Here is a 13,367-nt window from a genome sequence, read left to right as displayed (position 1 = left end):
GCAGGGTCAGTTCAGCGACTGCATTTCCTGCAGCACCTGTGCACGCAGGTCGGAAATCGTCTTGGTGATCGCCTGTTCGGCCTGCTCGTCGCCGCTGTCGAGCTTGTCCACATTGGCTGCCCAGGTCTCGAACAATCCCCGCGCTTGAGCGCGGGTGGGTTCCGAGATGAGGCTCGACATGTCGCGCACGGCAGTGGCCTTGCCCCATCCTCCGATCCGGTTGGCGTCACTGTGGTCGCCGCCGTAGAAGCGGCGGTCGGTGATCTCCTGTAGCTGGCCGAGTTCGTCGAGCATCATGAAGCCGGCCGAACGCACGTTGCGGTGGAATTCCGTTGTCTGGTTACGCCATGTGTTGTAGCTGGTACCGAACAGAGCGACGGCGAGGCTGATCAATGCAACGGCGTGCCGGTGCACGCCGTTGCCGAAGCGTGTTCCGAGAGATTCCACGGGTTGCGGGGCAGACATGTCGTTCTCCTGACGCCGCACAGGGTTCGGATTACTTGACGGGCATTCCCGGCTGCGCGCCTGACTCGACATCCAGCAGGAACAGGTCCGCGCCGCCGCTGCCCGCTGAAAGGACCATGCCTTCGGAGACGCCGAAGCGCATCTTGCGCGGCGCGAGATTCGCGATGAACACGACGCTGCGACCCACCAGTTTCTCCGGTTCGCCATAGGCGGCGCGGATGCCTGAGAAGATCTGGCGTTTGCCGAGATCGCCGGCGTCGAGCTCGAAGCGCAGCAGCTTGTCGGAGCCGTCCACGAAGTCGCAGGCGAGCACCTTGCCGATGCGCAGGTCGAGTTTCGCGAAGTCGTCGATGGAGACCGTCGGCGCGATGGGCGACTCCGTTGCTTTCGCAGGAGCGGCTTCAGCCGCGATGCCTTTTGCGTCCGTCCCATTGCCGGCACTGGTCTCAGCTGAAGCCGCTCCCGCCGAAGAGGTGGGCGCATCGCTGGCGGGCTTCAACGATTCCTTCGAGGCTTCGATCATGGCTTCAATCTTCTTCGGGTCGATGCGGGTGGTCAGCGGTGTGAATGCATTGAGGCGCGCCCCCAGGGCAGGCGTGGACGCGGCGTCGAAACGTGTCCAGCCCTCGCCGAGGAAATCGCGAGCGCGGCCCGCGATCGCCGGGACCACCGGGCTCAGCCAGATCGACAGCAGGCGGAAGTAGTTGAGCGCGAGCGTGCAGACGACGTGCAACTCGTCGCGCTTCGTCTCGTCCTTGGCGAGCAGCCACGGCGCCTTCTCCGCGACGTAGGCGTTCGCCTCGTCCGCAACCTCGACGATCAGGCGCGTCGCCGCGGCGTAGTCACGCGCTTCGTACAGCGCCGCGCAGGCTGAAAGCCTGGTCGCCGCAGTGTCATATTGCGCGCGCTCACCCGCGGATAACGCGCCAGCGAGCGTGCCGTGAAAGAACTTGTGCACGAACCCAGCACAGCGGCTGGCGAGGTTCACCCACTTGCCGACCAGGTGCGAATTGACGCGCTCCTCGAACGTCTTGAGATCGAGGTCGACATCCGCGAGCGTCGGGCCGAGCAAGGTCGCGAAGTAGTAGCGCAGCCAGTCCGGATCGAGCTGGTCGAGATAGGTGCTCGCGTTGACGAAGGTGCCGCGTGACTTGGACATCTTCGCGCCGTCCACGGTCAGGAAGCCGTGCACATGAACCGCCGTCGGCGTGCGCAGGCCGGCGCCGTGCAGCATCGCGGGCCAGAACAGCGTGTGGAAGTACACGATGTCCTTGCCGATGAAATGCACCATCTCAGTGTCGTTTGCGCCGGACTGGGTGAAGCGCTCGAAGTCCGCGGACGTCAGTCCGGGCTTGCGGCCGCTCTCGCAGAGCTCCTTGAACGCGGCGAGGTAACCGACCGGCGCGTCGACCCAGACATAGAAGAACTTGCCGGGCTCGCCCGGGATCTCGAAGCCGAAGTAGGGCGCGTCGCGCGACACGTCCCAGCTGCGCAGGCCGTCGGTGAACCATTCCTGCAGCTTGTTGACGACTTCGCCCTGCAGGCCGCCCGCATCACGTCGCTCGGCGAGCCAGCCTTTCAGCATCGTCTCGAAATCGGCGAGCTTGACGAAGAAATGCAGCGATTCCTTCTCGATCGGTGTCGCGCCGGAAACCACCGAGTACGGATGGATCAGGTCGGTCGGGTTGTAGGTCTTGCCGCAGACCTCGCAGGCGTCGCCGTACTGGTCCTTGCTGTGGCAGTTCGGGCACTCACCCTTGATGAAGCGATCCGGCAGGAACATCTCCTTGACCGGATCGTAGAGCTGCTTGACCGGGCGCGATTCGGTGTGGCCGCCGGCCTTCAGCGCGTTCCAGATGCGTCCGGTGAGTTCGCGGTTCGCCTCGCTGTCGGTGGTCGAATAGTGATCGTGCTCGACGCCGAAGCCGCGCAGGTCACGCGTGTGCTCGTCCCAGACGCGCGCGATCAGCGCCTGCGGCGTGATGCCTTCGCGCTCGGCGCGCAGCATGATCGAGGTGCCATGCGCGTCGTCGGCGCAGACGAAATGCACTTCGTGGCCGGCCATGCGCATCGCGCGCACCCAGATGTCGGCCTGGATGTTCTCCAGCATGTGGCCCAGATGAATCAGGCCGTTCGCGTAGGGCAGGGCGTTGCTGACGAGGATGTTTCGCTTCGGCGCATTCATGCGTCGCGGGTTCCGCTTCGTTGCTGCAAAGCGGAATTATCGCATGGCACCGTTCCGCAGGAGGACTTCGGTCGTTCCTGCGATGAGTTCACCGCGTTTCGCTACGGCGACTTGCGCTCCCACACCTGCGAGCGGCCTAGCAGCGCGAAGCCGATATAGCCGTGCACGTCGAGCTTCTGGCCGTTGTCGGTGACCGTGAGCTTCACCTTGTAGGTCTTGCCGTTCTTCGGATCGAGGATCTGGCCGCCATCCCACACGTCGCCGTCCTTGCTCACGCCCCACAGGATGGTCATGCCTTCGACGGGCTGATCCTTGCGCTCGCCCTCGCATTTCTTGCAGGTTGGGTGCGGGCCCTCGTCGGACTGGAGCACCTCGAGAACCTTGCCTTCCAGCTTGCCGGCGTTCTCGGTGATCTGGACGATCGACTTGGGCTTGCCAGTGGCGTCGTCGATCGTGGTCCAGGTGCCGACCGGGGTGAGGTCGGCGGCCAGCGCAGGCGCGCCGAACGCGAACGCAAGGGCGAAGAGGACGGGTTGGCAACGTGACAGCATGGCGCGGGCTCCGGGCGGGTGGGCAACGCTCGCAACTTGCCGCCGTCGTGCGGGGCCGTCAAGGCGCGCCGCAGCGGACGCGCTGGCATAATAGGGGTCCCACCTGTTTTGCTCCCCCCGAATGACCGAATCCCTTGAAGCGCGGGTCAGAACGATCCTGGCCGGCGTGATCGATCCGCATACCGGCAAAGATCTCGTCGCCAGCGGCGCGCTGCGTGGAGTCGGCGTGGCCGCCAACGACGTGTCCGTCGACATCCTGCTCGGCTATCCGGCGCTATCCGCGCAGGCGGCGATTGCCGACGCGATCAAGCGCGCGCTCGAGGCTGATCCGGCGATCGCGCATGCCGCGGTCAGCGTGTCCTGTCGCGTGTTCGCGCATGAAGTGCAGCAGGGCCTGACTCCGCTGCCGGGCGTCAGGAACGTGATCGCGGTCGCCTCCGGCAAGGGCGGTGTCGGCAAGTCGACGGTCGCGGCGAATCTCGCGCTCGCGCTGAAGGCCGAAGGCGCCAGCGTCGGCGTGCTCGATGCGGACATCTACGGCCCGAGCCAGGTGCGCATGCTCGGACTGACCGGCAAGCCGGACACCAAGGACGGCAAGCGTATCGAGCCGAAACTCAGCCACGGCATCCAGGCCATGTCGATCGGCCTGATGATCGAGGAAGACACCGCGATGATCTGGCGCGGCCCGATGGCGACGCAAGCGCTGCAGCAGATGCTCGGCGAGACCAACTGGTCCGATCTCGACTACCTGATCATCGACCTGCCACCGGGAACCGGCGATATCCAGCTGACCCTGTGCCAGCGCATTCCGGTGTCAGGCGCGGTGATCGTGACGACGCCGCAGGACATCGCGCTGCTCGACGCGAAGAAGGCGCTGAAGATGTTCGAGAAGGTCAACGTGCCGGTGCTCGGCATCATCGAGAACATGGCGACGCACGTCTGTTCGGCCTGCGGCCACGAGGAGCATATCTTCGGCGAGGGCGGCGGCGCGCGCATGGCGGCGCAGTACGACGTGCCGTTGCTGGGTTCGTTGCCGCTGGATATCCGCATTCGCGAGCAGGCCGACGGCGGTACGCCGACGGTCGTCGCGATGCCGGAGTCCGACCTCACCGTGCGCTACCGCGAGATCGCACGCAAAGCGGCTGCGCGGCTGGCGCTGCGGGCGCGCAACAAGGCGATCTCGTTTCCGAAGATCGTTGTGCAGAACACGTGAGAGCCGGGATTCGGGAATGGGGAATCGGGAATCGGAATAGCTCGTCGGCTGTTCCGGGATCGCGCTCCTGTTCACGGTCTCCGGCCATCATTGAGGTGCTCTTGCGGTTCCCTATTCTCCATTCCCGATTCTCATGACCATCAAATCCGACAAGTGGATCCGCCGCATGGCGGAGCAACAGAAAATGATCGAACCGTTCGAGCCGGGCCAGGTCAAGCGCAACGGCGGCGAGCGGCTGATCTCATACGGCACGTCGAGTTACGGCTACGACGTACGCTGCGCCGACGAGTTCAAGGTGTTCACGAACATCAACTCGACCATCGTCGATCCGAAGAACTTCGACGAGCGCAGCTTCGTCGACATCAAATCCGACGTCTGCATCATCCCGCCGAACTCGTTCGCGCTAGCGCGAACGGTCGAGTACTTCCGCATCCCGCGCAAGGTGCTGACGATCTGCCTCGGCAAGAGTACCTATGCGCGCTGCGGCATCATCGTCAATGTGACACCGCTCGAACCCGAGTGGGAAGGCCACGTCACATTGGAGTTCTCGAACACGACGCCGCTGCCGGCCAAGATCTACGCGAACGAAGGGGTCGCGCAGATGCTGTTCCTGGAATCCGACGAGGACTGTGAGACCAGCTACAAGGATCGCGGCGGCAAGTACATGGGCCAGACCGGGGTCACCCTGCCGCACGCCTGAGTCCGCTGGTGAACGTCGAGGTGAACAGCCGGCAACGCACGCAATGCCGGCCGTGCACACTGGTGGTAGTCTTCGCGTTTGCGCACACAAATCGGAGCAATCGGAACCATGCGGAGTTTTTCGGTCGGACCTCTTCTGAAACTCGCGGCGCTCGTCCTCGCGACGACGCTGGTGGCTGCGTGCGGCATGTTCGGACGCAACAAAGCCGACACGGTCCCGGCGGCGAACATTCCCGCGGGCTTCGACGTGACCATCCTCGCCGACAAGGACAACCAGTTCGACTTCGACGGTGCTCCCTTGACCGCCGAGGACCTGAAGAGTGCGTTCCGCTATCGCCAGGAGGAATCGCTGCCGATGTCGAGCGTGCTGCTCAAGCGCGGCGAGAAGCAGAAGGTCAAGAACGAGCACATTGTCGCGCTGGCACGGCTCGCCTATGAAATGCATTTCAAGGCCTACCTGGAAGAAAAGGGCGGGATTTCAGAGCTTCAGGCGCAGATGAAGGATTCCGACAGCGACAAGGCGAGGTCGGAACAGCAAGAAGCCAAACACGCTAAGGAGGACAAACAATGAAGACGCTGATGCGCGGTGCACTGCTGGCACTGGGCCTCGTGGTCGCGACGGGCGCATTCGCGCGCTCGGACGTGCGCGATGGCAATGCGATGGTCACGCCGGTGAAGGGCGACAAGTACTCGATTGACGGCGTGACGATGGGCAAGGCCGAGCTCTACGGTTACATCGGCGACCTTCGTGATCGCGAGCACCTGACCGGGCTCGTGCTGAAGCGCGGCGGCGACGACGAGCAGCGCCATGTGATCGGCTCGATCGCGCGTACGCTGCAACTGAAGGCGTTCGAGCAGGACGGCGGCGACCTCAAGCCGATCGACCTTCCGGCGGCGCAACCGACCCCGCCGCCTCCGCCGGTCGACAGCAAGCCGGAAGCAACGGCTCCTGCGTCGGATACGACGCCGCCGGCCCACTGAGTTTTTCTTTCGCAGGATGATCGCGCTTCGTTTCGCGAAGCGCGATCGCGCCCGGTCCGTCCTGTGGGCAGTCGTTGTGAGGCCGATTGTCGTGAGACCGGCCGTCATGGCGATTCCGCAATCCTGATTCCATCGTTCTTCACCAGCACTCGACGAGCCGCCAAGCCGCTGCACGGGTCCGTGCTTCACACGGCGTCTCGCGGCTCGCAATTGACTACCGATGATCCATCTCCGACTCGTCCTGACCATCGCGCTCACCGCCGTCGCGCAGCATGCAAGCGCGGCCAATCCGCTCCATCTGATCAGCGAAACCTACTCCGAATGGAAAGAGCGCCTGTTCGGCGCGGGTCACGCAGCGCCGGCTGTCGTCGACGCACCCGCGAACGGCCCGATCGCGATGCAGTCCGGACACCCGCAACGCCTGCGCATCGACGCCGAAGCGCCCGAGCGTGATTTTCCGAAGGGCAAAAGCCGCTACCGCGTTGTCGAATTTCCCGAGGAACTCGCGCATGCCGCGGTGCGCATCCAGGTGATCGCGCGGCGCAACGAGAAGGGGCACGGCAACGCGGTGTTCAAGCCGCTGTTCTACGTGTTCACCGACGGCGATGGCGTGCGTGACCCGGTCGAGGCCAAGCCGTTGCATCTGGATATTCGCCCGTTTCGCCGTACCCGCCTGCTCGGCTGCGTGACCCTGGACAAGGTGCAGCGCCTCGCGGTTGCGACTTCGCCGGAGGCGGTCGGAAAACCCTACGAGTCCGATGTTCGCGACGCGGTGAAGGCGCCGACCCCGGGCGGCTACTACTACACGACCGATGCGGTGAAGGTGAAGCTTCCGTACGCCGATTCCGGCGAACTGATTCTCGAAGTGACCGCGGAAACCGCCGCCGGCAAGGGCTGCTGACCGCAGGTCTGTTGGCGCTCGCACGGGCCGCCCGGAGTGTCCATAGACCCTAGTGCGTAGCGCCTCCGGCGACGTGCAAGTCGTGCGTCGTCGCGACGGCACATTCGAGTGCGGCACGCACGCCGGCGATCATCGTGTCCAGCGCCATGCTCGGCTGGCCCGGATGGCGCGCCGCCTGTTCCGGCAGCCACGGTACGTGCACGAAGCCGCCGCGCGTACCGACGTGGCGCGTCGCGAGCAGGTGCGCGAGCGTGAAGAACACTTGGTTGCAGACGAAACTGCCGGCGCTCAGCGAGGGCGCGACCGGGATGCCGAGCGAGCGCAATCGTGCCTCGATCGCCTTGATCGGCAAGGTCGAGAAGTACGCCCCGGGCGCCTCGTCGACGACCGCCTCGTCGATCGGCTGCAGACCTTCATTGTCGGCGATGCGCGCATCGATCAGGTTGACCGCGACGCGCTCCAGCGAAATCTCGCTGCGCCCGCCGGCCTGGCCGAGCGCGAGCGCCAGCGCGGGACGGTGCAGATCGAGCAGTTCCTCGAGCATCGGCAAGGTCGCTGCGAATGCGACCGGCAGGATCGCGCCGACGACACGATGCGCGGCGATCGTCTCGCCATTCAGCGCACGCACGATTTCCTGCGACGGGTTGGTGCGCTCGCCGGCGAACGGTTCGAAGCCGGTCAGCAGGATGGTCGGCATCTCGGTCATTGAAACACCAGCAGCCACAGCAGCAGGAAATTCACCCCAAGCAGGACGAGCGCGGTCGGAAGCTGCGCGCGGATCACGCCGTACTGATCCGGCAGTTCCAGCAGCACCGCCGGCACGATATTGAAGTTCGCTGCCATCGGCGTCAGCAAGGTGCCGCAGTAGCCGGTCAACATGCCGATCGAGCCGAGCACCGCCGGATGCGCGCCGTGACGCAGCACCAGCAGCGGCAGGCCGATGCCGGCCATCAAGACCGGGAACGCGGCGAATGCGTTGCCCATGATCACGGTAAACAGCACCATGCCGAGCGCGAACGCGGTCAGGCAGGCGAGGCGGCTGTCGGTCGGAATCACTGCGCTCACGATGGCCGCGATCGCGTCGCCGACGCCGGTCGCGGCGAACACACTGCCGAGCGTGGCCAGCAGCATCGGCAGCAATGCTGCCCAGCCGAGCGCATCGAGCAGACGGCGGCCTTCACCGAGTCCGCTCACGACCGGCGCGCGGGTCACGCGCAGCGCGGCCGCGAACGCAATCACGCAGGCGAGGCCGAGCGCGGCCAAGGTCGAGTGCTGCGCATCGATCAAGGGCGTTTCCTGCCAGCGCAGATGCGAGGCGCCCAGTACCAGCGCGAGCGTGACGATCGGAATCGCCAGCGCCGGCCCGAACAATCGGTTGCCGAGCCGACTCGCCGCCGCACGCCTCGCGGCGATTGCCTCGGCGTTGTCTGCATGCGCACGCAAGCCGCCGTGCGCGGCCATCACGCCGAGCGCAAGCACGCCGACGCCCATCGCCTGCGCCGGCCAGCGCGTGCCCGCGGCCAGCGCGGCGAGGATCGCCTCGCCGAACAGGAACGGGCAGGCGAGGATCGCCCAGAAGCCGGCCATTGCGAGACGCCGTTCGCGCAGGTTCAGCGCCGCGGAGAACAGCAGGAACGCGCCGAGCAGCCAGTAGACCTGTTCAATCTTCAGCATCGGCGCGCTCCACATCACTGATGCGTTGTGCGCGCACGCTGCGCGCCAGCTGGCGCTGGAAATACAGCAGGCGCAGCGTGTGGACGATGAACGCCGCGATCGCGGTCGGCAGCGCCCACAGCGCGATCGCCAGCGGTTCGAGCGCGATGCCGTTCTGCGCGTAGAAACCCTGGATCAGCAGCACGGCGCCGAATGCGAGAAAAACATCCTCGCCGAAAAAACGGCCGATGTTGTCGGTTGCCGCCGCGAGCGCATGCACCCGATGGCGTTCGGCCGCGCCGAGTGCGCCGACGCTGCGCTCGGCCGCCGCCTCGCTCATCGGCGCGACCAACGGGCGCACGGTCTGCGCGTGACCGGCGAGATCGATCATGCCGAACATCGACAGCAGCTGGCGCAAGCCGAGATAGCTGATGAGGAAGCGCGCCAGCGTGAGGCCGCGGAAGCCGACGATCCAGTCGCGTGCGCGCTCGCGCAGGCCGTAGTGTTCAAGCAGGCCGATCACGGGAAGAGTCAGCACCATCAGCAGCAATGCACGGTTGTTGACGAATGAGCTGCCGAGCAATGCGAGCAGGTCACCGGTGCCCATGCCGGCGGCGAGCCCGCTGACGACACCGGCAATGACAACCACCAGTACGGGATTGCGGCGCAGCACGAAGCCGACCACCACCACCGCGACGCCCAGCAGCGGCCAGTTGTTCATCGGCGGCCTTCTTCGTGTATCGGCTGTTCGCGCCGGCATGCGGCGACGTTGCCAGGCAGCCGAGTCTCCTCTCCCTCAACGGCTTCATCGCCGGGGGCAGGGTGAGGGGACGGGGGCAGCCGGAGGATGTGGCCCAGGCGCTTGCGTGAAGTCGGCAGTAGACCAATACGCATCTGAGCATGTTTCCGATCTGCAAGGACGTGCATCAACCGAACCCTCGCCCCCTCACCCAACCCTCTCCCCCATCGCAGGCGATGGGGGAGAGGGCTTCATTGCGAGCGGGGTGATGAGCACCTTGGCGGCGTCGAGCGCCTCGCGCAAGCGACGAGCGAACAGGGCGGCGTCGGTGCGGTCGCCGTGCACGCAGATCGTGTCGGCATGCAGCGCGAGCGTCCCGCCCTGGCGTGTCGTGACTATTCCGTCGCGCACGATCGCCAGCGCCTGTGCAACCGCCGCGTCGATGTGCTCTATCACCGCGCCGGCTTCGCGGCGTGGTGTCAGCGAGCCATCGCTTTCGTAGCGGCGATCCGCGAACGCTTCGTGCGCAACCGCGAGCCTGGCGCGTTCGCCGGCGCGCGGCAGTTCGCTGCCGGCAAGTCCGACCAGGATCAGCGCCGGGTCGAAGTCGCGCACTGCACGCGCAATCGCGTCGGCGAGCGCGGCGTCGCGCGCGGCCATGTTGTACAGCGCGCCGTGCGGTTTCACATGGTGCAGCCGCGCTCCGGCCGCGTGCGCGAAGCCGGCCAGCGCTCCGATCTGGTAGAGCGTCATCGCGTACGTCTCGTCGGTCGAGACACGCATCTCGCGACGGCCGAAACCCTGCAGGTCCGGCAGTGACACATGCGCGCCGATTGCGACGTTCGCGCGCGCGGCGAGGTCGACCGTGCGCCGCATCGTGTCCGGATCGCCGGCGTGGAAGCCACAGGCGATGTTCACCGAGGAGACGTGCGCGAGCACGCTGGCATCGTCGCCCATCGTCCAGGCGCCGAACGATTCACCCATGTCGCAGTTGAGGTCGATCGTTGCAGGCCCGCCCTTCGAAACCTCGGAGTGAACGGCAGGGATGTGGTCGTATTCAGTCATTTGCGTTGAGGCGCGTGGCGATGGCATCGAACAGGCGCGCGAGTTCGCGCTCGCGTTCAAGATAACGCGTTTGCGCTTCGTCGAGGCTGATCTCGCGGAAACGCACGCGCTCGCCCGACCTTCGCTGCGCGAGACGGGGCAGGTCGATCGTGGCGATCTGGCCGATGCGGGGGTAGCCGCCGGTGGTCGGATGCTCGACCATCAGCGCGATCGGCTGGCCGCCCGGTGGCAGCTGCAAGGTGCCGGAGGCGACGGGTGCGCTGACCAGTTCCAGCGGCGCGGCGAGCGCGAGACGCGGGCCGTCGAGGCGGAAGCCGACGCGATTGGATTCGGATGCAATGCGAAATTCGGCGTCGAACAGCGCGGCGCGTGAGGCGGCATCGAGCGCGTCGAAATGCGCGCCGCGGATCAGGCGGATCGGCCGCGCGGGATCGGAATCGAACCATGGGCGCGGGTCGAGCGACCAGGCCGGAATCGAGACGTTCTGTGGGCTCGACGGTGGCCGCAAGCCTGCCGATGGCTCTGGCAGGAGCGGCTTCAGCGGTGATGCTTCCGTTGCTGAATCTCGCGACGACCCGAAAGGCATCGCGGCTGAAGCCGCTCCTTCGGAAAGCGCAAGCGCGTCTTGCGTCGCCAACGCGCGGCCACGGAGGGGTCCAATCCTTGCGTTGACGTCGGTCGCCGCGCTGCCGAGCGTGCGCTCGACCACAAACCCGTCCGCGACGGCTAGATAGCCGCGTGCACCGCGTCGCGCGTTGCCGATGTCGAGCACCGCGCCGGCTGCGACCCGCAGCGGTTGCCAGGCAGGTATCTCGAAATCATCGATGCGCGCGGGGAACTCGGCACCGGTCAGCGCGATCACCGCGTCGGCGTCGAAGCGCAGGCGCGGACCGAGCAGGGTGATTTCGAGCGCCGTAGCGGAGTCGTCATTGCCGACCAGGGCGTTGGCAAGCCGGAATGAGACTTCGTCCATCGGCCCGGCATGGCCTATGCCGAGCGCCGCGAGGCCGCGCCGGCCGCGATCCTGCAACGTCGTCAGCAAACCGGATTTGAGTACCACGACGCTCACGCGGACCCCCGCAAAAGCTCGGCGAACTCCTCGTCGCCGATCGCACGAAAGCTCACACGATCGCCGGGTGCGCACAGGCAGGGCGGCTGGCGCGCGGAATCGAACAACGTCAACGGGGTGCGGCCGATCAACTGCCAGCCGCCCGGCAGTGCGCAGGGATAGACGCCGGTTTGTGCGCCCCCGATCGCGACCGAGCCGCGCGGCACCTGCGTGCGCGGATTCGCGCGCCGCGGAGTGTGCAGCGCTGGATCCAGTCCAAGCAGATAGGGAAATCCAGGCGCGAAGCCGAGCATCGCTACCGTGTACCCGGCAGCCGTGTGGCGCGCGATCACTTCGGCCTCGGCCAGTCCGCAGTGCGCGGCGACTGCCGCGAGATCGGGGCCGTCTTCGCCGCCGTAGCGGACTGGAATCTGGATCATCGCGGCCGCTGGCAGCGCATGGCCGGGGGGTGAAGCGAACACCGCGCGCACAGCGCCGGCGAGATTCCGCCACGGCGGTCCGTCGCCCTGCGACCAGATCATCGGTTCATAGACCAGACCGAGGGTCGCATAGGCGGGCACGAGATCGACGACGCCCGGCAGCGCGGCCGCGTGCAGGGTGGCCACTGCCTCGTGCACGCGTGCGTTCAGGGCGATATCGATGCGTTCGCCGAAATGCAGGATCAGCAGCGTTTCGCCGAGCGGCTCGATCGTGAACCCGCATTCGCCCTCGGTAGTGGGCATCAGGTCAGCACGGATTTCAGCGCGACGCGCAGCCGGGCGATCAGCGTGTCGCGCTCGTTCGCTGAGTAGTCGACGCGCTCGCCATGCCCCCAGACCGGGCGCGGCCACGCTGCGTCGGCCGTGTAGCGTGCGATCAGGTGCACATGCAGTTGCGCCACCACGTTGCCGAGCGCAGCGATATTCAACTTGTCCGGCCGCAGCAGCGTTTCGAGTGCGCGCCCGACCTCGGCGAGTTCAGTCAGCAGGCTGCGCCGATCGGCTTCGTCGAGATCGATCAGCTCGCGCGCACCGGCGATGCGCGGCACCAGGATCAGCCAGGGGAAGCGCGCGTCCTCCATCAACAGCAGGCGCGACAGGGGCAATTCGCCAATCATGTGGGTTTCGGCGGCGAGGCGCGGATCGAGCAGGAACGTCATGCCTGCGCCGCCGCGAGGTGGCGATCGAAGAACGCCAGCGTGCGTTCCAGCGCAAGGTTCGCGCTTGGCGCGTCGTAGGCTTTCGGGTCGACCTCGCGATTGAACGCATGGCCCGCCGGATAGGTGTGGACTTCGGCGTCCGGCAGCGCCGCGCGATGTCTGTCGACTGCTTCGGGCGGGATCGACGTGTCCCGCTCGCCGAAATGGAACATCAGCGGGGCCTTGGGTCGCTCGGCAAGGAAGTTCACATTGCGCGCGCCGTAGTAGCTGACTGCCGGCAGGCCGAGCCGCGTCGCGGCGAGCAGCGCGACCGTGCCGCCCCAGCAATAGCCGACGCAGCCAATGCGTCCGGCTGAAGCGATCGATTCGGCGGCGCTGGCGACGTCCTCGAGGGCGAGGTCGAACGGAATCTCGCCGACCAGCTTTTTCCCGTCCGCGTAGCCGGCCTCGTCGTAGCCGAGCTCCACTTCGCGCTCGACGTGGTCGAAGAACGCCGGCGCGATCGCGGTGTAGCCGTGTTCGGCGAAGTGGTCGACGACGTGACGCATGTGTGCATTGACGCCGAAGATCTCCTGCACGACGACGATGCCGCCTTTCGGCGCCCGTACGGGTTTGGCCAGATAGGCGCCGATGCATTGCATGCGTGCCGTGTTGATCTGGATGAGCTGGCCCATTGCGCGCTCCGCGAAGTCGTTGCGCACAGCGTAA

The 13,367-nt window shown here is 66.2% G+C and carries 16 protein-coding genes; 5 read left to right on the top strand and 11 right to left on the bottom strand.

The genetic code is table 11. From position 1 onward, the window contains the following. Window positions 1-6: 6 nt before the first annotated feature. From ABD002_RS00675 to ABD002_RS00665, 3 genes are all read right to left on the bottom strand, one after another. A complete protein-coding gene (locus tag ABD002_RS00675) occupies window positions 7-393 on the bottom strand; it encodes a hypothetical protein (RefSeq protein WP_343786097.1) in 387 nt (128 codons plus the stop codon). Window positions 394-496: 103 nt separating this feature from the next. Next, window positions 497-2,650: a methionine--tRNA ligase gene (gene metG / locus ABD002_RS00670; protein ID WP_343786095.1), complete on the bottom strand. Its 2,154-nt coding sequence runs from the start codon at window positions 2,648-2,650 to the stop codon at window positions 497-499. Between the two features lie 101 nt (window positions 2,651-2,751). Next, complete coding sequence (locus ABD002_RS00665; protein WP_343786093.1) at window positions 2,752-3,201, bottom strand: DUF2147 domain-containing protein; 450 nt, start codon at window positions 3,199-3,201, stop codon at window positions 2,752-2,754. A 121-nt stretch (window positions 3,202-3,322) separates the two neighbouring features. On the opposite strand from ABD002_RS00665, the gene apbC reads away from it, so the two are divergent. From apbC to ABD002_RS00640, 5 genes are all read left to right on the top strand, one after another. Further along, window positions 3,323-4,414, top strand: a complete 1,092-nt coding sequence (gene apbC, locus ABD002_RS00660; protein ID WP_343786091.1) for an iron-sulfur cluster carrier protein ApbC — start codon at window positions 3,323-3,325, stop codon at window positions 4,412-4,414. A 133-nt stretch (window positions 4,415-4,547) separates the two neighbouring features. Further along, entirely contained in the window at window positions 4,548-5,114 is a 567-nt protein-coding gene (gene dcd, locus ABD002_RS00655) for a dCTP deaminase (RefSeq protein ID WP_343786089.1), read from the top strand. A 108-nt stretch (window positions 5,115-5,222) separates the two neighbouring features. Beyond that, window positions 5,223-5,684: a hypothetical protein gene (locus ABD002_RS00650; RefSeq protein ID WP_343786087.1), complete on the top strand. Its 462-nt coding sequence runs from the start codon at window positions 5,223-5,225 to the stop codon at window positions 5,682-5,684. Next, window positions 5,681-6,094 carry a hypothetical protein gene (locus ABD002_RS00645; RefSeq protein ID WP_343786085.1) on the top strand — a complete coding sequence of 138 codons (414 nt, stop codon included), beginning with the start codon at window positions 5,681-5,683 and terminating at the stop codon, window positions 6,092-6,094. Before ABD002_RS00650 ends, ABD002_RS00645 begins: the two co-directional genes overlap by 4 nt. A 220-nt stretch (window positions 6,095-6,314) precedes the next feature. After that, complete coding sequence (locus tag ABD002_RS00640; protein WP_343786083.1) at window positions 6,315-6,995, top strand: hypothetical protein; 681 nt, start codon at window positions 6,315-6,317, stop codon at window positions 6,993-6,995. Between the two features lie 49 nt (window positions 6,996-7,044). On the opposite strand, the gene pcp is transcribed toward ABD002_RS00640, so the two are convergent. The 8 genes from pcp to ABD002_RS00600 form a co-directional block, all read right to left on the bottom strand. Beyond that, window positions 7,045-7,701, bottom strand: a complete 657-nt coding sequence (gene pcp, locus ABD002_RS00635) for a pyroglutamyl-peptidase I (protein ID WP_343786081.1) — start codon at window positions 7,699-7,701, stop codon at window positions 7,045-7,047. Then, window positions 7,698-8,669, bottom strand: a complete 972-nt coding sequence (locus tag ABD002_RS00630; RefSeq protein ID WP_343786079.1) for a DUF979 domain-containing protein — start codon at window positions 8,667-8,669, stop codon at window positions 7,698-7,700. Before ABD002_RS00630 ends, pcp begins: the two co-directional genes overlap by 4 nt. After that, complete coding sequence (locus ABD002_RS00625) at window positions 8,656-9,369, bottom strand: DUF969 domain-containing protein (protein WP_343786077.1); 714 nt, start codon at window positions 9,367-9,369, stop codon at window positions 8,656-8,658. Before ABD002_RS00625 ends, ABD002_RS00630 begins: the two co-directional genes overlap by 14 nt. 225 nt (window positions 9,370-9,594) lie before the next feature. Beyond that, a complete protein-coding gene (locus ABD002_RS00620; RefSeq protein WP_343786075.1) occupies window positions 9,595-10,452 on the bottom strand; it encodes a LamB/YcsF family protein in 858 nt (285 codons plus the stop codon). Next, the gene (locus tag ABD002_RS00615; RefSeq protein WP_343786073.1) at window positions 10,445-11,521 is read right to left on the bottom strand and encodes a 5-oxoprolinase subunit C family protein; all 1,077 of its coding nucleotides are present in this window, start codon (window positions 11,519-11,521) and stop codon (window positions 10,445-10,447) included. Before ABD002_RS00615 ends, ABD002_RS00620 begins: the two co-directional genes overlap by 8 nt. Beyond that, on the bottom strand, window positions 11,518-12,243 hold the full coding sequence (gene pxpB, locus ABD002_RS00610) for a 5-oxoprolinase subunit PxpB (protein ID WP_343786071.1): 726 nt from the start codon (window positions 12,241-12,243) through the stop codon (window positions 11,518-11,520). The genes ABD002_RS00615 and pxpB overlap by 4 nt, the downstream gene beginning before the upstream one ends. Continuing rightward, complete coding sequence (locus ABD002_RS00605) at window positions 12,243-12,659, bottom strand: HIT domain-containing protein (protein WP_343786069.1); 417 nt, start codon at window positions 12,657-12,659, stop codon at window positions 12,243-12,245. The genes pxpB and ABD002_RS00605 overlap by 1 nt, the downstream gene beginning before the upstream one ends. After that, window positions 12,656-13,333 (bottom strand): dienelactone hydrolase family protein, encoded by a 678-nt coding sequence (locus tag ABD002_RS00600; RefSeq protein WP_343786066.1) that lies wholly within the window; start codon window positions 13,331-13,333, stop codon window positions 12,656-12,658. The genes ABD002_RS00605 and ABD002_RS00600 overlap by 4 nt, the downstream gene beginning before the upstream one ends. Window positions 13,334-13,367 lie beyond the last annotated feature (34 nt).

Origin of the sequence: Dokdonella soli, assembly GCF_039523175.1 — a bacterium.
Classification (GTDB): domain Bacteria; phylum Pseudomonadota; class Gammaproteobacteria; order Xanthomonadales; family Rhodanobacteraceae; genus Dokdonella_A; species Dokdonella_A soli.
The sequence above is the reverse complement of the archived record's forward strand: the minus strand, read 5'-3'. Positions and strand labels throughout refer to the sequence as shown.